This is a genomic window from Paenibacillus sp. YAF4_2, from assembly GCF_052113225.1.
Lineage (GTDB): Bacteria > Bacillota > Bacilli > Paenibacillales > Paenibacillaceae > Pristimantibacillus.
This window is the reverse complement of record NZ_JBFRCT010000011.1, coordinates 145,095-163,153: the sequence shown is the minus strand read 5'-3', so window position 1 is coordinate 163,153 and position 18,059 is coordinate 145,095. Positions and strand designations below refer to the sequence as shown.

Annotated in this window: 20 protein-coding genes and 1 riboswitch; of the genes, 14 read left to right on the top strand and 6 right to left on the bottom strand. The window is 48.4% G+C overall.

What is annotated here, in order from left to right; translation table 11 throughout:
- Window positions 1–1,200, bottom strand: coding sequence for a hypothetical protein (locus tag AB4Y93_RS23905; RefSeq protein ID WP_441895700.1), 1,200 nt, complete (start codon window positions 1,198–1,200; stop codon window positions 1–3).
- A 140-nt stretch (window positions 1,201–1,340) separates the two neighbouring features.
- On the opposite strand from AB4Y93_RS23905, the gene AB4Y93_RS23900 reads away from it, so the two are divergent.
- From AB4Y93_RS23900 to AB4Y93_RS23870, 7 genes are all read left to right on the top strand, one after another.
- Complete coding sequence (locus tag AB4Y93_RS23900; RefSeq protein WP_441895698.1) at window positions 1,341–2,708, top strand: sodium-dependent transporter; 1,368 nt, start codon at window positions 1,341–1,343, stop codon at window positions 2,706–2,708.
- A gap of 103 nt (window positions 2,709–2,811) precedes the next feature.
- Entirely contained in the window at window positions 2,812–4,473 is a 1,662-nt protein-coding gene (locus AB4Y93_RS23895) for a glutamine--tRNA ligase/YqeY domain fusion protein (protein ID WP_441895857.1), read from the top strand.
- Window positions 4,474–4,735: 262 nt separating this feature from the next.
- A complete protein-coding gene (locus tag AB4Y93_RS23890; RefSeq protein WP_441895696.1) occupies window positions 4,736–5,143 on the top strand; it encodes an RDD family protein in 408 nt (135 codons plus the stop codon).
- 146 nt (window positions 5,144–5,289) lie between these two features.
- Entirely contained in the window at window positions 5,290–5,790 is a 501-nt protein-coding gene (locus AB4Y93_RS23885; RefSeq protein ID WP_441895694.1) for a GNAT family N-acetyltransferase, read from the top strand.
- A 68-nt stretch (window positions 5,791–5,858) separates the two neighbouring features.
- Window positions 5,859–6,923 carry a histidinol-phosphate transaminase gene (gene hisC / locus AB4Y93_RS23880; RefSeq protein WP_441895692.1) on the top strand — a complete coding sequence of 355 codons (1,065 nt, stop codon included), beginning with the start codon at window positions 5,859–5,861 and terminating at the stop codon, window positions 6,921–6,923.
- On the top strand, window positions 6,923–7,345 hold the full coding sequence (locus AB4Y93_RS23875; protein ID WP_441895690.1) for a hypothetical protein: 423 nt from the start codon (window positions 6,923–6,925) through the stop codon (window positions 7,343–7,345). The genes hisC and AB4Y93_RS23875 overlap by 1 nt, the downstream gene beginning before the upstream one ends.
- A gap of 200 nt (window positions 7,346–7,545) precedes the next feature.
- A complete protein-coding gene (locus tag AB4Y93_RS23870) occupies window positions 7,546–9,222 on the top strand; it encodes a ribonuclease J (protein ID WP_441895689.1) in 1,677 nt (558 codons plus the stop codon).
- 152 nt (window positions 9,223–9,374) lie between these two features.
- On the opposite strand, the gene AB4Y93_RS23865 is transcribed toward AB4Y93_RS23870, so the two are convergent.
- From AB4Y93_RS23865 to AB4Y93_RS23855, 3 genes are all read right to left on the bottom strand, one after another.
- Window positions 9,375–9,689, bottom strand: coding sequence for a DMT family transporter (locus AB4Y93_RS23865; RefSeq protein WP_441895688.1), 315 nt, complete (start codon window positions 9,687–9,689; stop codon window positions 9,375–9,377).
- Window positions 9,686–10,039: a DMT family transporter gene (locus tag AB4Y93_RS23860; RefSeq protein WP_441895687.1), complete on the bottom strand. Its 354-nt coding sequence runs from the start codon at window positions 10,037–10,039 to the stop codon at window positions 9,686–9,688. Before AB4Y93_RS23860 ends, AB4Y93_RS23865 begins: the two co-directional genes overlap by 4 nt.
- Window positions 10,040–10,118: 79 nt before the next feature.
- A riboswitch (guanidine-I (ykkC/yxkD leader) is annotated at window positions 10,119–10,222 on the bottom strand.
- 134 nt (window positions 10,223–10,356) lie between these two features.
- Complete coding sequence (locus AB4Y93_RS23855; RefSeq protein ID WP_441895686.1) at window positions 10,357–10,572, bottom strand: hypothetical protein; 216 nt, start codon at window positions 10,570–10,572, stop codon at window positions 10,357–10,359.
- 256 nt (window positions 10,573–10,828) lie between these two features.
- Here AB4Y93_RS23855 and AB4Y93_RS23850 point away from each other — a divergent pair, with 256 nt between their 5' ends.
- The 4 genes from AB4Y93_RS23850 to AB4Y93_RS23835 all read left to right on the top strand — a co-directional run bounded on the left by AB4Y93_RS23850 (window position 10,829) and on the right by AB4Y93_RS23835 (window position 15,060).
- Window positions 10,829–11,608, top strand: coding sequence for an aldo/keto reductase (locus tag AB4Y93_RS23850; protein WP_441895856.1), 780 nt, complete (start codon window positions 10,829–10,831; stop codon window positions 11,606–11,608).
- Between the two features lie 132 nt (window positions 11,609–11,740).
- Entirely contained in the window at window positions 11,741–12,166 is a 426-nt protein-coding gene (locus tag AB4Y93_RS23845; RefSeq protein ID WP_167281027.1) for an RrF2 family transcriptional regulator, read from the top strand.
- A 64-nt stretch (window positions 12,167–12,230) separates the two neighbouring features.
- Window positions 12,231–12,542 carry a thioredoxin gene (gene trxA / locus AB4Y93_RS23840; RefSeq protein WP_167281026.1) on the top strand — a complete coding sequence of 104 codons (312 nt, stop codon included), beginning with the start codon at window positions 12,231–12,233 and terminating at the stop codon, window positions 12,540–12,542.
- A 163-nt stretch (window positions 12,543–12,705) separates the two neighbouring features.
- Window positions 12,706–15,060 carry an S-layer homology domain-containing protein gene (locus AB4Y93_RS23835; RefSeq protein WP_441895684.1) on the top strand — a complete coding sequence of 785 codons (2,355 nt, stop codon included), beginning with the start codon at window positions 12,706–12,708 and terminating at the stop codon, window positions 15,058–15,060.
- A gap of 78 nt (window positions 15,061–15,138) precedes the next feature.
- On the opposite strand, the gene AB4Y93_RS23830 is transcribed toward AB4Y93_RS23835, so the two are convergent.
- Window positions 15,139–15,282 carry a hypothetical protein gene (locus AB4Y93_RS23830; protein WP_441895682.1) on the bottom strand — a complete coding sequence of 48 codons (144 nt, stop codon included), beginning with the start codon at window positions 15,280–15,282 and terminating at the stop codon, window positions 15,139–15,141.
- 91 nt (window positions 15,283–15,373) lie between these two features.
- Between AB4Y93_RS23830 and AB4Y93_RS23825 the strand changes: the two genes are divergently transcribed.
- Together AB4Y93_RS23825 and AB4Y93_RS23820 are read left to right on the top strand one after the other, a co-directional pair.
- Window positions 15,374–15,790, top strand: coding sequence for a hypothetical protein (locus AB4Y93_RS23825; protein WP_441895680.1), 417 nt, complete (start codon window positions 15,374–15,376; stop codon window positions 15,788–15,790).
- A 106-nt stretch (window positions 15,791–15,896) separates the two neighbouring features.
- Window positions 15,897–16,439: a glycosyltransferase family 2 protein gene (locus tag AB4Y93_RS23820; protein ID WP_441895678.1), complete on the top strand. Its 543-nt coding sequence runs from the start codon at window positions 15,897–15,899 to the stop codon at window positions 16,437–16,439.
- Window positions 16,440–16,456: 17 nt separating this feature from the next.
- Here the strand turns inward: AB4Y93_RS23820 and AB4Y93_RS23815 are convergent, their stop codons facing one another.
- Entirely contained in the window at window positions 16,457–16,843 is a 387-nt protein-coding gene (locus AB4Y93_RS23815) for a hypothetical protein (protein ID WP_441895676.1), read from the bottom strand.
- Window positions 16,844–16,923: 80 nt separating this feature from the next.
- Here AB4Y93_RS23815 and ychF point away from each other — a divergent pair, with 80 nt between their 5' ends.
- Window positions 16,924–18,024, top strand: a complete 1,101-nt coding sequence (ychF, locus tag AB4Y93_RS23810) for a redox-regulated ATPase YchF (RefSeq protein WP_167281016.1) — start codon at window positions 16,924–16,926, stop codon at window positions 18,022–18,024.
- Window positions 18,025–18,059: the final 35 nt, after the last annotated feature.

Below are 18,059 nucleotides of genomic sequence, written 5' to 3'. Positions count from 1 at the left end.
TCAATTGGCCTCCTTATTTCCTAGAGTCATCTCCCGTGCAGCGCCGTCCATAACGGCCAGCTCGATTATCCCGTTTAAATCTTCCTGTCTATTCTCGCCAGCCTGAAGAAAGCAGTGGATGGCCTCATGACGTTTGCCCTCGAGCAGCAGCGCCATCCCTTGCAGATGCAGCCATTGCCTGCGATCAGCATCAGCTTGCCGATGCTCTGGACGAATAAGAGCGCAGGCGCGTCTCAACTCTCCCATGAGCATGTAGGTTTCGATCAGCAGCTTCCGTGCATCCGCATCCTCCGTTAAGGGTTCTAACAGAACGGCCGCTTTGCGGTAATCATCATTTAAGCGATACAGCAGAGCTTTGGCTAAGTCACACTTTCTGCCTGCAAGCCACTCCGTCATTAGATCAAAATAGCGCCATTCCACCTCATTTTGTGCGGTATAACCGTAAGTTCGGACGGCATCATGTATACGTCCTTGTTCCAACTCGATCGCTGACAGGAAACGGTATACATTTGGAAGGGTCTGCTTACGCCCCTCCAGCAGCATACGTTCGAAAGAAGCTAATAATAGCTCGCGCGAACGATCAGCTTCTCCGGTTAGGTACCGATAGACCGAATGGAAAAAGAGTCCGTCTGCGTATCCCTGAGCTTCAGCATCAGTTGCATGCTCTTGCTTTTGCAGCAATCCCTCTCTCCAATTAGCCCGATGCCGCTGCTGCAGCCGAATGAGCGTGTCGGATTCAAATCCGTCGATGTGCCATTCGATGGCCTGCTTGGCAAACAGATCTGACGTTTCATCTAAACCATCCATCAGGAAGACACCGCTGCGGCGAAACGACTGCTCCAAATATTGCGCCTCAGAGCTGGCGACGACGAGTGTCCCGCTGGCGGACAGCCAGGAGCGGCATTGGCGCCACAGCTCTTCCTCCACCTGTTCCGACTCATGCAGCATGACAATCAGACAGCGGGGTTTGAACGGTACGATGATATGAACCCAAGCCGGATGCATGACAATAGCTGCGGCGTTGTTCCACTCAACCGAGTCCAGTTGATCGAAGAGAAGTGGTTCAACAGGGTTTGGAGCATCATCCGCAGCAGCGAAGAGTTTCCGTTTCTGTACAAGCCCCTCCAGCCAGCTTCGCTGATAGACAGGAATGCCCTGCCAGCCGCCGCAGGGGAAGATAACGATCGGTTGTGACGCCATGGACGTGATCACCATCCGTTCACTTCGTTCTTGTATGAGCGTATGAAAAATAGTACGATAAGCATTCCGGTTTTTTCTCGAACTGGAAGTAAATAATAGGCACATCATCAGGTGAAGACACAAGAGAGGTTGGTTGTAAAATGGTTGATCAGAACAAGGATACTGCCGCCCCATCCTTAACAGACGGGGGAGAGCGGTTCTCGAAGTCAGGCTTTATTTTCGCTGCAATCGGCAGTGCGGTAGGGCTCGGCAATATGTGGAAGTTTCCATATATTACGGGGAAATATGGCGGAGCGGCCTTTTTCCTCATGTTTATCATTTGCCTGCTTGCCGTAGGTTTGCCCGTTTTAATGGCGGAGCTTACAATAGGCCGCGGCGGACGCGGAAGTGTAGTGACTTCCTTCAGTCGCTTGAGCAAGCAGAAAGGCTGGGGCTGGCTCGGATTCCTTATGATTCTTGCTCCGTTCCTTATTTTATCGTTCTACTCGGTTGTTGCCGGTTGGACGATGTATTATGCCGTACAATCCTTTACTGGAAATCTATTCTCGGATTCCGATTATTCTGGTAAATTTGGTGCCTTCATTGGCAGCTGGCAGCCGGTATGGTGGCAGCTCCTTGCTTTGGTGCTGACAGCCGTGGTTATCCTAAAAGGGGTTTCCGCTGGGATCGAGAAATTCAATAAAATTTTAATTCCTGGTCTCGTTATTCTGCTTGTAACTTTAGTTATTCGTGCTTTAACGCTTGATGGTGCGGGAGAAGGCGTCTCGTTCTTCCTTAATCCTGACTTCAGCAAGCTCACACCGGAATCAGCGCTAGTCGCGCTTGGACATGCCTTCTTCTCCTTATCGCTTGGTATGGGGACGATGGTTACGTACGGTGCTTATGTAGACAAGAGACAATCACTTGGCGCAGGAACGCTTGCGATTGGTCTTGGTGACCTGCTATATGCCTTCCTTGCGGGGCTTATTATTTTTCCAACATCCTTTGCTTTTGATATTGCGCCAGGCCAAGGACCGGGGCTTGTATTCGTTGCCTTGCCTGCCGCTTTCGCAGCAATGCCGTTTGGCAGCCTATTCGGCGGCTTATTCTTTATTCTCCTAGCGTTTGCAGCGTTAACATCGACGGTTGGACTGCTTGAAGTCCCAGTAGCTTTCGTCCGTGAACGGTTCGGCTGGAGTCGTGGACTCTCCGTTATCGTTATTACACTGCTTCTGTTCCTAATCGGCATACCTTCGGCTATTTCGGTAGGCGGTGCTGTCGGAGGATTACAGTTCGGAGATAAAACCTTCTTCGATTGGATGGATTTCATCTGCTCCAACATTTTGCTGCCGCTTGGCGGCCTGCTTATCACAATCTTTGCTGGGCATGTATGGAAGAATGCTGAGGATGAAGCTGGCTTGTCGTCGCGATGGTACCGAATTTGGATCTTTATGGTGAAGTATGTTGCTCCAATTCTTGTCGTACTTGTTCTGCTTCACTCTACGGGCGCATTGGACTTCTTATTCTAGAAGACTGTCTCCACTGGCAGTTTCACAGTGTATTTTCTCGTAAATTTGTGTATGATAAGAAGATAATTATTTACGGGAAAGGTTGGTCGCCGTGGAAAACACAGTGGAGAACAAGGTATCATCCTCTAACTTTATTAAGAATATCGTCGTCGAAGATTTGAAGGAAGGCCACGTGCAGGAAATCGTGACCCGCTTTCCGCCGGAACCAAATGGATATTTGCATATTGGACACGCGAAATCGATCTGCCTGAACTTCGAGCTTGCCGATGAGTTCAAGGGTAAGACGAACCTTCGTTTCGATGATACGAATCCGGTTAAAGAAGATACGGAATATGTCGAGTCAATCAAAGAGGACGTGCGCTGGCTCGGCTTTGATTGGGATGATCTGCGCTTTGCATCCGACTATTTCGAAGAGTTATATAATCGTGCAGTCCTGCTGATCCGCAAAGGGAAAGCGTATGTGTGTGATCTGACTGCCGAGCAGATGCGCGAGATGCGCGGCACGCTGACACAGCCTGGACAAGATAGTCCATTCCGCAGCCGCAGCGTAGAAGAGAATCTTGACCTGTTCGCGAGAATGCGTGCAGGCGAGTTCAAGGACGGCGAGAAAGTACTGCGTGCGAAGATTGATATGGCTTCGCCTAATATCAACTTCCGTGACCCTGTACTGTACCGTATCGCTCATGCTCATCATCACCGGACTGGCGATGCATGGTGCATCTATCCGATGTACGACTACGCACATCCGATCAGTGATGCCATTGAAGGCATCACGCATTCGATCTGTACGCTAGAATTTGCTGACCACCGTCCGCTCTATGACTGGACAATTGCCGAATGCGAGATGGCAGACGTACCGAAGCAATATGAATTTGCTCGCCTGAACATTACCAATACGGTTATGAGCAAAAGAAAGCTGAAGCAGCTTGTTGACGAACGTATCGTTACCGCTTGGGATGACCCGCGTATGCCAACGATCAGCGGTCTTCGCCGCAAAGGCTATACGGCTGAAGCGATCCGCGCATTCTGCCGTGAGATTGGTGTTGCCAAAGCGAACAGCACCGTTGATGAACGGATGCTGGAGCATTTTATCCGCGAAGATCTGAAGATGAAGGCCCTTCGTACGATGGCCGTTCTGCAGCCGCTTAAGGTTGTTATTACGAACTATCCGGAAGGCCAAGTTGAGATGCTTGAAGCGGAAAACAACGCCGAGAACGAGGAAATGGGCACACGCCAAATTCCGTTCTCCCGTGAGATCTACATTGAACAAGACGATTTCATGGAAAATCCTGTAGCGAAATACTTCCGTCTGTTCCCTGGCAATGAAGTGCGTCTGAAGCATGCTTACTTTATTACTTGCCAAGAAGTGATCAAGGATGAAGCCGGCAATGTGATCGAGCTTCGCTGCACGTATGATCCAGCAACGAAGAGCGGCTCCGGCTTTAATGCCCGTAAGGTGAAAGGTACGATTCACTGGGTTGAAGCATCGCAAGCCGTTCCTGCAGACTTCCGCCTCTATGAGCCGCTTATTACAAGTGAAGCAGAAGAGGAAGGCAAGCCGTTCCTTGAATGCATCAATCCGAATAATGAGCAAGTGTTGAAAGGCTTCGTAGAGCCGAACATGAAGGATGCGAAGGGGCATGACAAGTTCCAATTCTTCCGCCATGGCTACTTCAATGTTGATCCGAAGGATTCGACAGAAGAGAACCTGGTGTTCAACCGGATTGTGTCGCTGAAGAGCTCGTTTGATCCATCGAAAGCTTAAATAGTAGTGCCGAATAGCGCCTGTAATGCCGGGTTGTCCAAAATGGGCAACCCGGCTTTTTTGTATACGAATCATATAAATTGGAAAATAAGGGAGGGGATTGTAGGAAAATGGCGAATTTTAAGCCATGGATGATAGTTGTAAATTTGTGACTCATAAGTAAAATTGGCACGTAATAGGTTAAGTAAAGAGAATGAAGGTTCGCAGGAACGGTTGTCGTTCATAATGATCGTAACTAATCAATGAACTAGGGAGGAACAACATGGATAATCATATGCGAGCCGGCTTTTGGAGACGGCTTGGTGCAGCAATCTTGGATGGATTAATTATCGGTATTCCGCTTGCCATTATTTCCTCGATCCTATTTGGCAAGGCAGACAGCGCGTTTTCGAATATTGTATCCTTCCTTTATTCCTTGCTGATCCCTATTGTATGGAACGGGTACACCATCGGGAAAAAGATCTGCAGCATTCAAATTAAACGACTGGATGGTATGCCAATCGGCATCGGTACGATGCTGTTGCGCCAATTGGTGGGCGGTTTAATCTATGCGGTTACCTTTGGCATCGGGGCAGTGGTCAGTGCTTTTATGGTAGGTCTGCGGGAAGACAAACGCGCAATCCATGACTTTATTGCGGGTACTGTCGTGGTTCATGATGGCAGTGAATAGGTGCACGGGAAAGTACAAGCCAACTCTCTTCACGGGGGTTGGCTTGTTTTTGTTTCCAACTGGTTAAATTATTTATACGTGCGGAAAAATTGCGCTCGCTGTACAATCATAAAAAAGGATACAAAGGTGTAAGGAGAGAATTAATAATGAACAGCAATTATACGATCCGAGATGCCGGACTGGCTGATCTGCCCCGCATCGTTGAAATATACAATTCTACTATTGCATCCCGCCAAGTGACGGCTGATCTTGAGCCGGTGACTGTGGAAAGCAGAATGAGATGGTATGACGAGCATTCACCGGATTTTCGTCCGTTATGGGTGCTTGAAGACGAGGGGAATATGATCGCCTGGCTGAGCTTTCAGTCTTTCTACGGACGCCCAGCTTACAATGCAACAGCTGAGGTCAGTATTTATATCGATCAGGAGCACCGTGCACGCGGCATTGGATCGTTCCTTATTCAGAAGGCACTGGAAGCTAGTCCAGGTCTTGGCCTTCGTACGCTGCTTGGATTTGTATTTGGCCATAATGAGCCAAGTCTCGCACTGCTTCGGAAATTCGGCTTTGAAGAATGGGCTAACCTGCCGAAGGTTGCAGAACTCGACGGGGTAGAGCGTGATTTGATTATTGTCGGCCGCAAGCTATAGGACAAGACACATGATTATCATTAAATGTAAGTCATAGCATGAAATAAAACCTGAGGGGAGAATGAACATTGAGTAAGTTTTGGAGTCCGCTCACAGCTTCTTTAGTTCCATATGTACCAGGGGAGCAGCCGAAGGACAAAAAATATATTAAGCTGAACACCAATGAAAACCCGTATCCGCCTTCACCAAAAGTATTGGAAGCGATTCGGGCTGTGACTAACGATGATTTACGGCTGTACCCTGATCCGGCCTGCGATACGCTTGTGCGGACAATCGCTGATTATTTCGAGGTTGCTCCATCGCAAGTCTTTGTAGGCAACGGTTCTGATGAAGTGCTTGCTTTCGCTTTTGCAGCGTTCTTTAACCCAGCGAAGCCGGTAGCCTTCGCTGATATTACATACAGCTTCTACAAGGTGTATGCAGAGTTTTATCAGCTTAAGGCTGACATAATCCCGCTGGATGAGCAGTTCAAGCTGCCGCTTGACGAATTCAGCCGCCGCGAATCCGGCGGTATTGTTATCCCGAATCCGAATGCACCTACTGCGATGCTGATCTCGCTTGATGACATTCGGAGTCTGCTCACCCAAAATCCGGATCAAGTGGTCCTTATTGATGAAGCTTATATTGATTTCGGCGGGGAATCTGCTGCGAAGCTTGTGAACGAATATCCGAACCTGCTCGTTGTGCAGACACTCTCTAAATCCCGCTCGCTTGCTGGCCTTCGTGTAGGCTGGGCACTTGGCAGTGAGGAACTGATTGATGGGCTTAACCGCGTCAAGAACTCGTTCAACTCTTATACGCTTGACCGCCTTGCGCTTGCAGGCTCCGTTGCTGCGATTAAAGATGAAGCGTATTTCCGTGAGATTACAGCGAAGGTCATTCATACACGCGATAAGGTAACGGCGGAGCTGAAGGAGATTGGCTTTAAGGTAACGGATTCCGCAGCAAACTTTGTATTCATTTCCCATCCCGATCATGCTGCAGAGCAATTGTTCCAACAGCTGCGTGAGCAGGGCGTACTTGTCCGCTATTTCAAACAGCCGCGTATTGATCAATATTTGCGTGTAACGATTGGAACGGATGAAGAAATGAAGTCCTTTATTGATGCTCTTAAAGGGATCATTAAGCGATAATGAAGCCGTCTGCGAGACCTGGGTTTAGCCGGGCAACACTTTTCGTTGTACTCGCAAGCGTTATTTACGCCGTAATCGGGAATACTTTTTTTCAACTGGCCTATCGCTATAGTGCCGCTATAGATGAGGCATACATCGTTTTTGCAGTAACATCGGCAGTATATGCGTTGCCTGTTATAGTGTGGTTCCGCCGTAAATATTGGTATTTTGCATTGTTTATCCCTGTTATTTGGGTGCCGATGCTGGTCGTTACCGGTTATCTGATGGGGCTTGTTTTTCCACTTCCTGAGGATGATTTGGGCGGCGGCGTACTGCTGCTATTCGTACATGGGCTTAATTTGGCAGCGGTAATCATAGGCGTGGCGCTTGGATTGTCCGTGAATGCGGCGATTGCGGCTTGGAGGAAATTCAGCAGGGACTAGCGAAAACGGATGCACCTTCATTAAGTAGCAGCATACGTTTCGTGAATGAAATATAAGCGTAGTATTGAGTTTTAAAAAGGCTTAACAGCCTATTTCCATTTTGTTATTTTTTCGTGCTATAATGGTGGCAAGTGACTGGTTCGGATTTTTAGTTTGAAGTATAACAATCGTCGCAGTCTTATAAAATAGGAGGATTATTTTTGAATAACCATAAAACGGATAAAAAACTAACCATTTTTGCCTTGGGCGGCGTAGGCGAAATTGGCAAGAACATGTACGCGGTACAATACGCAAACGACATTATTGTAATTGATTGCGGTTCCAAATTCCCGGATGAGGAACTTCTCGGCATCGACATCATCGTGCCGGATATCACGTACCTTATCGAGAATAAGGACAAGGTTAGAGCATTGCTCATTACGCACGGCCACGAGGACCACATTGGAGGCCTACCGTATATCTTGAAGCAGCTGAGCATGCCTGTCTACGCAAGTCGATTGACAATGGGATTGATCGAAGGGAAATTGAAGGAAGCTGGTCTTCTGGGATCGACGGAGCGCCACTTGATTAATTCGGATTCCGAGCTTAAGCTGGGCTCCATGACGGCGACATTCTTCAAGACAAACCACAGTATTCCGGATTCCCTTGGTGTCGTGCTTGATACACCGGAAGGTGTAGTCGTTCATACAGGCGACTTCAAGTTTGACCAAACGCCGGTTGGCGATCATGCGGATATTCATCGTATGGCCGAGATTGGCCGCAGAGGTGTACTTGCTCTGCTATCGGAAAGTACAAACGCTGAGCGCCCGGGCTTTACGCCTTCGGAACGTATCGTAGGAGCTAATTTCATCGATGCTTTCCGCAAAGCAGAGCGCCGTGTTATCGTCTCAACTTTCGCTTCGAACGTGTATCGTCTGCAGCAGGTCGTTGATGCAGCGGCAGTAACTGGACGGAAGCTCGCGATTATCGGACGCAGTATGGTCAACATGATTACCATTGCTTCGGAGCTTGGATATTTGGATATTCCGGACGGCATGCTGATTGAGACAAACGAAGTGAACCGTTATGCGGATAATCAAGTCGTTATTCTTTGTACAGGCAGCCAAGGGGAGCCAATGTCGGCATTGACTCGTATGGCTCGCTCGAACCATCGCCAGGTGGAAATTCTCGAAGGTGATACGGTTATTATCTCGGCAACGCCTATTCCGGGCAATGAGCGCAGTATCGGCCGTACAGTGGACGAGCTGTTCCGTCTTGGAGCGAACGTAATCTACGGTTCTGGTTCAACGACGGGTATGCACGTATCCGGCCACGGCAGCCAAGAAGAGCTGAAGCTGATGCTTCAATTGATGAAGCCGAAATATTTCATCCCTATTCACGGCGAATACCGGATGCAGCTCCATCATAAGAAGCTGGCAGAAGCAGTTGGCGTAGAGCAAGGTCATACTTTTATCGTCGATAACGGCGAAATCGTAGAAATCGTTAACGGCGATGCACGCAAATCCGGCAAAGTGCCGGCTGGCAATACGTATATCGACGGACTTGGTATCGGCGATGTCGGCAATATCGTGCTTCGCGACCGCAAGCATTTGTCCCAAGACGGCATTCTTGTCGTTGTTGTAACGATCAGCAAGCAAGACAAGACCATCAAATCGGGGCCGGATATTATCTCCCGCGGTTTCGTCTATGTACGCGAGTCGGAAGGACTGCTTGAGGAAGCAGGCAGAATTGTGACTAGAACGATTACGAAATCCATCAGCGATAACGTGAACCAATGGACAACGCTGAAATCAAACGTGAAAGACGCGCTTGGTCGATTCTTATATGAACAAACGAAAAGAAAGCCGATGATCCTTCCTATCATCATGGAAGTGTAATCGGCACCTAACCAGTCCACTTCTTTTTGTTTAGTGAGCCGATGAAATACACGAAGGGGCTGTCCCAAAGCCGAATGGCTAAGGGACAGCCCCTTACTGCGTTCTGGAGCGGAAACGTCTGCTCCTCCTAGGGAAGGTGCAGACGTTTCCGCTTAAGCGACAAGCTTGAGACCTATGACGGCTCCGATGATCAATGTGATAAAGAAGATGCGCAATGCATTTTTAGGCTCGCCGTATAGAACCATACCTAGGATGGCTCCGCCAGTAGCGCCAATACCCGTCCAGATCGCATAAGCGATACTCATATCGAGGCTTTGCATCGCATAGGAGAGACACACAAAGCTCATGCCAAAGCCAATAAGCAGGAGGGCGATGTTCTTAAAGCTTCGCTTTTCATTTACTTTGTTCATCATAACGACGCCCAGCATTTCGAACAAACCCGCGCAAATTAGGGATACCCAGTTCATGAGGAAGCTCCTTTCTTCTCGCCCGCATTTGTGTGCTCTGGTGTAACGAGTTTAAGGCCAATGATGCCAATTAGAAGAAGCGCAATAAACAATAATTTAGCCGCGTGAAGCGGATGACCAAAAAAGACGGATTCCGAGATGACGGTACCGGTCGTGCCAAGGCCAACGAAGACGGCATAGACGGTGCCAACAGGAAGCTCGCTGCTTGCTTTGATAAGCAGGACAAAGCTAAGAAGGATGGCAATAAAGGTGCCAGCCCAGCTCCAGCCATTGTCCGCATGCTTCAGCCCCGTTACCCACATCACTTCAAATACAGCGGCTACATAAACTTGAAGCCATTGCTTTTTCATGAAAAATATTCCCCCTTACACGTGATGTTAGATTTAAAAATGGCAAAATAAAACCTGGGAGTACACTGCTGGCGCAGGCGACTCCCAGGTTTTTATCCTTCCGTGATCACAGCTATTGCTGTGCGTTTTCCCTCGGACCAGACCTAAGCAACAAGGCTTAGCGGAACCCTAGAAAACCACTAACCTGTATTATACACATATCCCCTCGAAGATCAAGGCTTTGGATATTTCAAAAAATGGCGGCAACCGGACGAAGGCTTGCCTTCCGTCCAAGTTGTCGCCCTAAAAAGAAACTGCGGATTGCGGCTGAATCAAGCTTATTGAGAGTGCTCGGCGTCGAATGAAGCCGCGAGCTCCTTGGCGCGGTCCTCGTCCTTGCTGCGTACATGAATCCGTTTCAAGGAGCTGCCTTCCAGGGTGATTTTAGATTTCACACCATTTTCTTTGAAATGTGCCTGAAGCCTGTCAATCTCCTCTGCCCTGGAACCGCCCTCGGTTCGAAAGGCGACCCACCGATTCCACCACAGCGCCATTCCTACACACCTCCTTCGCCTGCTGATTCGCCATTCCGTACATATGTATTCGTGCATCTGCCATGAAGATGACAGCTTTGTTATGAACTTTTTACTAATAATTCTATAGCAGCTTAATTGTTCACCAGTAGGAATCAGTGGTAAAATAGTGTAGAAGTTGTCCTTAATAAGCAGAACCTTACAATAAGGGAGGAGCTTTGCTGTGAGTAACTTTACATCTATTACGCAATGTACGGAATTAAACAATGGGATCAAGATGCCTTGGCTGGGTCTTGGTGTGTACAAAACGCAAGAAGGTGCGCAGGTGGAGCAGGCAATAGCCGATGCTCTAGAAGCAGGATACCGCAGCATTGATACGGCGGCGGCCTACGGCAATGAGGAAGGTGTAGGCAGAGCGATCGCAGCGAGTGGAGTGAAGCGCGAAGAGCTGTTCATTACGACTAAGGTATGGAACAGCAATCAAGGCTATGAGAGCACGCTTAAGGCTTTCGAGGATAGCCGCAGAAAGCTGCAGCTTGATGTAATTGATTTGTATCTGGTTCACTGGCCTGTTGCCGGCAAATACAAAGATACATACCGCGCCTTGGAGAAGTTGTACAAGGATGGTCATGTCCGCGCAATTGGCGTCAGCAATTTTCTGATTCCTCACCTGGAAGATCTGCTTGGCAGCTGTGAAGTGGTGCCAGCCGTTAATCAGGTGGAGTTCCAGCCATTCCTGACTCAGCCGGAGCTGCAAAGCTACTGCAAGGACCGTAACATTCAGCTTGAGGCATGGAGTCCTTTGCTGCAGGGCCATTTGGACGTCCCACTCTTACAAGATATCGGACATAAGCATGGCAAATCAGCTGCTCAGGTTATTTTGCGCTGGGATTTGCAGAACGGAATTGTTACCATACCGAAGTCCGTAACGAAATGCCGGATTATCGAGAATGCAAATATTTTCAATTTTGAGTTAACAGCTGGCGAGATGGAAGCCATCAATGGCTTGAATGAGAACCGCCGTCTTGGTTCGGACCCCATGAATTTCAATTTCTAGCATAAGGCTTGACGAATAAGGGGGGTGCCGCCGTCGCACCCTATAGACTGTGGCGGAAATCGGGCGGCCTGCTATTGACAATGTTAACTGTAATTGATATTATTACAGTACTAAACAGGGAGGCCGTTCACATTGAACAGCGAATTTACGATTGCCGTACACAGTCTCGTTTATTTAGCCTATCTGCCCGAGCGGATGGCAAGCAGTGAGATGATCGCCGACAACGTAGGCACCCACTCCGCAAGAGTTCGTAAAGTCATGAGCGGTTTACGCAAAAGCGGCTTTGTCGATACGAGGGAAGGCGCAGGGGGCGGCTACAGGCTTACAATTGATCCAAATGTCGTTACACTTGGTGATGTATATCGCGTCATGGCGCAAGGCTCATTTATTCCGAGCTGGTGCTCGGGTGACCCGGGTATGGATTGCGTTGTTGGCTCGAATATGAACCAGGTTATGTTTGGAATCTTCTGTACAGCCGAGAAGCAGCTGGAAGGCTACTTTAGCGGCATCACGATTCAAGATGTACTGAAGCAAATTCATGCTTGTGGCTGTGATTAGGCGACAGTAACGGTACGTGGCGGAATTCCCTTAATCATAAACCAAATGGAGAGGATGATTGACAATGGCAGTAGCATTGACGAAAGAAAACTTTGCAACTAGCGTACAAAATGGCGTTTCTTTGGTAGATTTCTGGGCACCTTGGTGCGGACCTTGCAAAATGCAGCTTCCTATCGTGGAGGAGCTTGCAACTGAACTGGAAGGCCAAGCGGTAATCGCGAAAATCAACGTTGACGAAGAGCCAGAATTGGCTTCACAATTCGGCGTAATGAGCATCCCTACGCTGATTCTGTTCAAAGATGGTCAACCTGTTGACAAAATGGTTGGCGTACAACAAAAAGACGCTTTGAAAGCAAAAATTGCAGGTCAACTGTAAGATTTGGCTTGAAGTGATGAAAGACTGCTCTCTATGGTCAGCTGACCATGAAGAGCAGTCTTTTTTTATTCCATCAAATTTATGGACTAGGATGCAACTTTCTGGGCAACAGAAGCGTCTATTTAGCTGATTAACAAGAATGGAAAAGCATGGGAGGTTATTTATGGTGATGAATCATCGTAAGAAGCTCGTTACTCTTGCTGCAGCGGTTATGCTGACGAGCAGTATGCCTGCGGCGGCTTTTGCTGAAAGCGTTGACAAACCGGCTGTGTCTGCCGTGTCAGGAGATGCTGCTGTGCCCAATGTAGGCTCAGTTGCCCCTGTAGATGTGAAAGTGTCCAAAGAAAAAGCAGAGTCATTGGCTCGGCAATTGGTAAGCATCCCTAAAGACTATACCCTGCAAGGTGCCTCGTTATCGACAGATACGCTGGCAGGCGGCAAACGTAGTGTATGGGGAATGGATTTCGTCTACAAGGTGAATGGCAAAAGCAAGGGCAGCATCTACGTCCGGCTTAATGCCGATGACGGCCAGCTTCTTGATTACAGCGCCTATCTCGATAACCCAAGTGCTAAGCCTACGTATCCCTTAAAAGTAGAACGGGACAAAGCGCAGCAAATTGCTTATTCCTTCTTGTCTACTGTGGCGGCAAAGTATAAGGATCAAGTGAAATATAATCCGGAATATGGTGCTCAGACGCTGCCTCCGCTTTCTGGTGAGGTGCGGCATACTTTGCGATTTGACCGGATAGTAGGCGATATTCCGTACGTCGATAACTACATTGAACTGGATGTTGACAGCGAAGGGCATGTTCTTCGTTATTCCCTGCAGTGGGATGATACGATTAAATTCCCTAAGGTTGATGTAAAGCTGACGGCGGATGAAGCGAAGACAAAGCTCATCGAGCAGGCAAAGCCAGAGCTTAGATACATTATCCCTTACAATGTACAAGGACCACGTAATCCAGTGCTAAGCTATGATATGGGTGCCTTTGCGATTGATGCTGCAACGGGCAAGGAAGTGCAAAGCAGTTATGTGAATTCGGATCAAGTGTCGGAAACCCCGCTATCCGATAAATCGCTTGGCGATGCTCCTGCTGCTTCTAATATTACAGAGGACCAAGCGAAGAAAGCGGTATTGGCGGCTTTCACTCTTCCAGCAAATGCAGAATTCAGCAGCTCCAGCTATTCCGAGAATACGGATGAGTCTTCCGGTGTCGCTTCTGCGAACTGGCGTCTGGATTGGGAGCTGAAGAACGGCAAGGAAAGCATAGGCTCCGCTTCCGCAACGGTAGACAGCCGGACTGGTGTAGTCAGCAGCTTCTACTTCTATGAGTATAATAATAAGTCCACCAATGCAAAGCCGGCGCTGTCTTATGACCAAGCAGAGGCTAAGGCAATTGAAGCGGTGAAAAAACAGCTTCCTTGGGTAGCGGATGAGCTTTATATTGTGAAAAGGGATAAGTCGCAATATGACCCGGACAAAGTACAGAATATCGACTCTTATTACTTTAACTTTGTACACAAGGTAAATGGCGCAATAACAGATTATGACAATGTGAACATCACAATTGATGCGAATACCGGTGTTGTACGAAGCTATGATGCAAGCATCAATCCTTACAAATATTCGGAGACCGCTCCAAAAGTCATAACGCCAGCCCAGGCGATTGAGAAGTGGATGACATACTACCGGACGGAATTGACGTATTATTTGACGCAAAATTATGTCTATCAAGGACAGCCGATCCCGGTGCAAAAATATAATCTTATGGTTGCCTCAGGCGAAATCCAGCCATCTGATGTTGAATCCAATACCGCTGCGCAGCTCATCTACCGCCTTGTGCCGCGTCAGCTTGATGAATCCATCTTCCTGGACGCTGTATCCGGAGATTGGCGTAACCGCGAGACAGGCGACAAGACACAGCTGGAGAAGCCTAAGGCAACGGATATTGACGGTCACTGGGCACAACGTCAGTTGGAACTGATGGTTGCCTATAAGGCGCTTGATGTGAAGGACGGAAAGGTTCGTCCGAATGAGATTGTCACCCGCGGAGAGCTCATTAAGATGCTTGTGCTTGCTATGAACAGTGGAAGATCGCCAATTATGTACGAGAGTGCTGATTCTGCAACTAGTGCTTCATTTAATGATGTAGGCAAGCAAAGTCAGTACTACGTCTACATCGAAAGTGCTCTTCAGCAGAACTTGATCGATATCGGAGACGGCTCCTTTAAGCCGGATGGCAAGGTTGACCGCGAAGAAATGGCAGAACTGATCGTACGTGCCCTCGGATACAATTCGCTGGCGAACTACGATGAATTGTTCAACATTAACTTCAAGGATGCGGCCAAGTTTGAGAACAAAGGTCAGGCGGCTATTGTTGTTGGCTTGAAGATCATGACGCTGTCAAACGGCAGCTTCCTGCCGGAGAAGCAAGTATCCAGAGCAGAAGCATCTGTTGCCTTCTTCCGTTTCCTTCAAACGAGAGCGGAGCTGCAAGAAGCACCATTACGTAATTAGGTGATTACCTAAACGCTAAGAAGCCCCCGTTTGGCCCAGCGCCAAACGGGGGTTTTATGTTGTGCGATGCAGCCGAAATTAGTCCGTTTTTTTGTTCTTGGAGGAGAAGTTTGTGACGGACTTCGCATCCTCGATCGTATCATTGACAAATGCCATATCTTGATTCTTTGCCTTCATGGCCGTTGACCCTTTATAATTGCCTTTGTGGCTTTGATTTTCCATCGCTTTAGTTCCACCTCCTTGTTCCTTGTTAGTATGGGCGTGAGGAGGGATTGACATGCAATCGGGTTAGACAATATAAGGGGTGCAGAATATGGTTAAGAAGGCGGCAGTATACAAGTATGTAGTGTTCATCTTGTTTCTTTTGTTCACCATGCTTGTCGTTTATGCAAGTAATGAAGTGTTGTTCCGTAACGGTGATTCGGATATAACGACCAAATTCCTGTTTGTTTTATTTGCAATAACCTTTGGTTTTGGCGCAAGTCTCCACATGCTCCGCAACGGGGAATTTGGAATTCGTGTGAAGGATACGCAGTTTACGCTGCTTCTGTCGATTGTCATTGTCGTTTTGAATTATGTAGCGGCAGTCAATTACGGCAAGCTTTATACGAGTGCAGACGGCACGATCGAAGCGCTTATTCGTATTGTTTTGGATGATAAGAATGAAGCTATTATTAATGTTCTTGCAGGTTATTTGTTTGGGTTGTCTTTTGTGAAGAAATCGCAATAGATGCTTTTCGTGCAATAACGTCGTGACGCAGTAGGCTAACGTGCTATACGGTCCAGGCTCCTTCTACATATGCTGATGGCATGAACCTATGCCAAGCGGTGGAGAAATGGACGAGCGGTTAGTGACGAGTATCATTCTTGTAACTCGGGGCGGGCTTGATTATACACGATCATGCATAGAAAGCATCAGGCGGCATATAGCGGCAGGAAGCTACGAATTGATTCTTGTCGATAATGGATCAGATGACGGGACAGCTGCTTGGGCGAAAGAAGAGCCGAATATCCATGTCATCGAGAATAGTTATAATGCAGGTTTTCCAAAAGGCTGCAATCAAGGGGCGGCTGCCGCTTCAGGCGAGCTGATCCTGCTGTTAAACAACGATACCCTCGTTACACCGGGCTGGCTGGACGGTTTGAAGCGAGGGTTGTTTAGTGATTCTTCCGTTGGGGCAGCAGGGCCCGTGACGAATTCAGCCTATTACTGGACGCAAATTCCAAGCCATTATACTACTCTTGAGGAATTGGATCAGTTCTCGGAATCGGTTCGGCAGTCCGCCGACAGCAATCCTCTGGAAGAGCGACTGAAGCTGATTGGCTTTTGCATGCTGCTGCGGAGGGAAGCCTTTGAAGCGGCTGGCGGGCTGGATTAGTGGTTTGGAATCGGCAATTATGAGGATGATGATCTCTCGCTGCGCCTGCGGCTTATGGGGTATAAGCTGCTGCTGTGCAAGGATACGTTTATCCACCATTGCGGAAGCGTCAGCTTTAAGTCCGACACGACTTCGTATTTGCAACTGTTTGCCCGGAATGCGGCTGGCGGTGGACTTGGCGAGATGAAGCTTCTCGAGATCGGCTGTGGCTGCGGGAAAAGGTAGGTCTGCCGCTTGGCAGGGCGAGCCGGCATTTGGTTACGGCGAGTGGTCATGAACCACTTCCGCTTCATCTGTTCAAAAGCTGCGACCCGATGTACGTGATCGCGGTATGCCGCAAAAAGTCCAGCTGACGAAAAGCGGGAATAACAGCAAAGACCCATTTTTGGAAGATCGAACATCATTGTACAGGGCTTTTATTGTAGGCGGGCATCGGGTATAATGACGTGAGATTGTTACTTCGGAAAATGGGGTGTCTTAACGCATGGCTTTGAAAGCTGGTGTCGTGGGTCTGCCGAACGTAGGTAAGTCCACTTTATTTAATGCAATTACGCAAGCGGGCGCGGAGTCTGCTAACTATCCATTCTGTACAATCGACCCTAACGTAGGTGTCGTAGAAGTGCCAGACTACCGTCTGGACAAATTGACAGAATTGGTACAGCCGAACAAAACAGTTCCAACAGCATTCGAATTTGTTGATATTGCCGGCCTCGTAGCAGGCGCGAGCAAAGGCGAAGGCCTTGGCAACAAGTTCCTTGCTCATATCCGAGAGGTTGACGCGATTGTTCACGTTGTTCGCTGCTTCGAAGATGAGAACATTACGCATGTGAACGGTAAAATCGATCCGCTTGGCGATATCCAGACGATTAACCTGGAGCTCATTCTGGCGGATATCGACTCTGTTGAGAAAAAAATCGATCGTTCCCGTAAAAACCTGAAGGGCGGCGACAAAAAAATCGCGCTTGAGGTAGACGTACTGGAACGTGTCAAAGATGCGCTCTACAACGATCAGCCTGCTCGCAGTGTTGAACTGTCGGATGACGAAAAGCAGATTATCCGTGATCTTCATCTGCTCACGATGAAGCCAGTTTTGTATGCAGCAAACGTAGCTGAGTCGGAAGTTGCTGATACAGATAACAACAAATTTGTACAGATCGTTCGTGAATTCGCTGCTGCTGAAGGTGCACAAGTCGTGCCAATCAGCGCGAAGGTAGAAGAAGAGATCGCTGAGCTGGAAGGCGAAGACAAAGCGATGTTCCTCGAAGAGCTTGGCCTTCAGGAATCTGGCCTTAACCGTCTGATTAATGCAGCTTACAAACTGCTTGGTCTGTACACTTACTTCACAGCAGGCGTGCAAGAAGTTCGTGCATGGACGATCCGCAAAGGTATGAAAGCTCCGCAAGCTGCGGGCGTTATTCATACTGACTTTGAGCGCGGCTTCATTCGTGCTGAAGTTGTATCGTTCGAGGACTTGGCTGCTGCTGGTACAATGAACGTTGCAAAAGAAAGAGGCCAGCTGCGCCTCGAAGGCAAAGAGTATGTCGTGCAGGACGGCGACGTTATGCATTTCCGCTTCAACGTCTAATAGCAACAGAAAAGAACGGTATTGTTCTCTTTAGG

Excerpts from the sequence above, each read along its gene's own strand:
- AB4Y93_RS23850 (WP_441895856.1), top strand. The coding sequence starts at position 10,829 with ATGCCTTGGCTGGGTCTTGGTGTGTACAAAACGCAAGAAGGTGCGCAG.
- AB4Y93_RS23905 (WP_441895700.1), bottom strand. The coding sequence starts at position 1,200 with ATGGCGTCACAACCGATCGTTATCTTCCCCTGCGGCGGCTGGCAGGGC.
- AB4Y93_RS23860 (WP_441895687.1), bottom strand. The coding sequence starts at position 10,039 with ATGAAAAAGCAATGGCTTCAAGTTTATGTAGCCGCTGTATTTGAAGTG.
- trxA (WP_167281026.1), top strand. The coding sequence starts at position 12,231 with ATGGCAGTAGCATTGACGAAAGAAAACTTTGCAACTAGCGTACAAAAT.
- AB4Y93_RS23890 (WP_441895696.1), top strand. The coding sequence starts at position 4,736 with ATGGATAATCATATGCGAGCCGGCTTTTGGAGACGGCTTGGTGCAGCA.
- AB4Y93_RS23820 (WP_441895678.1), top strand. The coding sequence starts at position 15,897 with ATGGACGAGCGGTTAGTGACGAGTATCATTCTTGTAACTCGGGGCGGG.
- AB4Y93_RS23865 (WP_441895688.1), bottom strand. The coding sequence starts at position 9,689 with ATGAACTGGGTATCCCTAATTTGCGCGGGTTTGTTCGAAATGCTGGGC.
- ychF (WP_167281016.1), top strand. The coding sequence starts at position 16,924 with ATGGCTTTGAAAGCTGGTGTCGTGGGTCTGCCGAACGTAGGTAAGTCC.
- AB4Y93_RS23900 (WP_441895698.1), top strand. The coding sequence starts at position 1,341 with ATGGTTGATCAGAACAAGGATACTGCCGCCCCATCCTTAACAGACGGG.
- AB4Y93_RS23835 (WP_441895684.1), top strand. The coding sequence starts at position 12,706 with ATGGTGATGAATCATCGTAAGAAGCTCGTTACTCTTGCTGCAGCGGTT.
- AB4Y93_RS23815 (WP_441895676.1), bottom strand. The coding sequence starts at position 16,843 with ATGATGTTCGATCTTCCAAAAATGGGTCTTTGCTGTTATTCCCGCTTT.
- AB4Y93_RS23885 (WP_441895694.1), top strand. The coding sequence starts at position 5,290 with ATGAACAGCAATTATACGATCCGAGATGCCGGACTGGCTGATCTGCCC.
- AB4Y93_RS23825 (WP_441895680.1), top strand. The coding sequence starts at position 15,374 with ATGGTTAAGAAGGCGGCAGTATACAAGTATGTAGTGTTCATCTTGTTT.
- AB4Y93_RS23855 (WP_441895686.1), bottom strand. The coding sequence starts at position 10,572 with ATGGCGCTGTGGTGGAATCGGTGGGTCGCCTTTCGAACCGAGGGCGGT.
- AB4Y93_RS23830 (WP_441895682.1), bottom strand. The coding sequence starts at position 15,282 with ATGGAAAATCAAAGCCACAAAGGCAATTATAAAGGGTCAACGGCCATG.
- AB4Y93_RS23875 (WP_441895690.1), top strand. The coding sequence starts at position 6,923 with ATGAAGCCGTCTGCGAGACCTGGGTTTAGCCGGGCAACACTTTTCGTT.